Origin of the sequence: Segatella copri (genome assembly GCF_009494395.1) — a bacterium.
Lineage (GTDB): Bacteria > Bacteroidota > Bacteroidia > Bacteroidales > Bacteroidaceae > Prevotella.
The window spans coordinates 1-1,489 of record NZ_VZCB01000104.1; the positions used below are offsets into that span (position 1 = coordinate 1).

Genomic DNA, 1,489 nt, shown 5'->3' on the forward strand with positions numbered 1-1,489 from the left:
ACGAACGAGGCTCAATCGCCACCGAATCCGCAGAAGCGCATCAGTGGCAAGCAGCGCAAGGCGACATTAGAGGAGTATCAGCAGACCTTCCTCCAAGTTCCAAGGATTGACGACCGCAAGCCAGTCTTCGTCAGTTCCGATGTACGAGACCGTCTTGATCGTGTCGTCCGCATCCTCGGAGGGAGGCGCATGAGCGTATCGGGCATCATCGAGAACATCGTGCGCCACCACCTAAGCCTTTATGAAGAGGACTTCGAGGCTTGGCGCAAATTGTGAGAATTAAGGTCTGCGACCTTGGACGTGGATAGCTGAAAGGCTGTAGTTCCAACTAACGTGTTCTGAGAGGGAGCGAGGTTATGTTTTGGGAACCCCAAAACGCCTCGCTCCACCATGAGGGCGGAGGAATTTTGCTCCCGACGGTCGCAGAAAGTGAGTGTACCAACTGTAAACAGTATATCGAATGACAAGCATGCAGGAACAGAACAGGAGAAAGGGCGGAAGACCGCCCACAGGCAGGGTTCGCAAGCTGTCGAAGTCTGTCACGGTGAAGTTCTCGAAGCCAAGCTACGAGGCATTGAGACTGAGGGCGAGAAAAGCCAACCGCAAGTTGGCGGAGTACATCCGTGAGTCCGCCTTGAACGGCGAGGTGGTCAGCGGACACAATGCAGAGACGGTAGCCATCGCCAAGAACCTCATTGGCATGGCGAACAACCTCAACCAACTTACCAAGCTGTCGCATCAGAGAGGTTTCCATGAAACCCATGTATATGTGGTGGACTTGTTGAGAAGATTGAAAGAAATCCTTGGCGAGTATCGCCAAGCAAGTCCAAAATCGAAGCCATGCGGAATAGGCAGAAAGGAGGATGCCACATGATAGGCAAGCTAAAGAAGGGCAGCTCATTTGCTGGTTGCATCCGCTATGTTACAGGCAAGGACGAGGCGAAAATCCTTGCCTCTGATGGTGTGTTACTCGGCACGAATACCGAGATGACGCAAAGTTTCGAGCTACAAAGGCAACTAAATCCAAGGATTAAGAAGCCTGTGGGGCACATAGCTTTGAGCTTCAAGCCCGAGGACAAGCCACGTTTGACGGATGAATTCATGGCTAAGATAGCCCTTGAATACATGCAGATGATGGGGATAAAAGATACTCAATTCATCATCGTAAGGCATCACAACACCGACAATCCACATTGTCATATCGTGTATAACCGCATCAATAACGAGGGCAAGCTCATATCAGACAGGAATGATTACAGGCGTAATGAGCAAGTGACCAAGGCTCTTAAATCCAAGTATGGATTTACCTACGGAACGGACAAGAGCAATACTAATACTCGCAAGTTACGCAATGCTGAGCGAGCCAAATATGAGATTCACAATGCTGTAAAGAGCGCATTGAGAATGGCAGATAGCTGGGACGAGTTCAAAAGTGAACTTGCAAAACGAGGTGTTCACTTAGAGTTTGTCTATAAGGATAAGGAGCGAA

The 1,489-nt window shown here is 49.8% G+C and carries 3 protein-coding genes; all 3 read left to right on the forward strand.

From position 1 onward, the window contains the following. A partial coding sequence (locus tag F7D73_RS15785; RefSeq protein WP_153123854.1) for a DUF3408 domain-containing protein occupies nucleotides 1-276 on the forward strand: 276 nt, incomplete at its 5' end. A 184-nt stretch (nucleotides 277-460) separates the two neighbouring features. Further along, nucleotides 461-874, forward strand: a complete 414-nt coding sequence (locus F7D73_RS15790) for a plasmid mobilization protein (RefSeq protein ID WP_153126273.1) — start codon at nucleotides 461-463, stop codon at nucleotides 872-874. Then, the coding region (locus tag F7D73_RS15795) for a relaxase/mobilization nuclease domain-containing protein (protein ID WP_153126275.1) at nucleotides 871-1,489 on the forward strand (619 nt) is incomplete at its 3' end. The genes F7D73_RS15790 and F7D73_RS15795, both read left to right, overlap by 4 nt.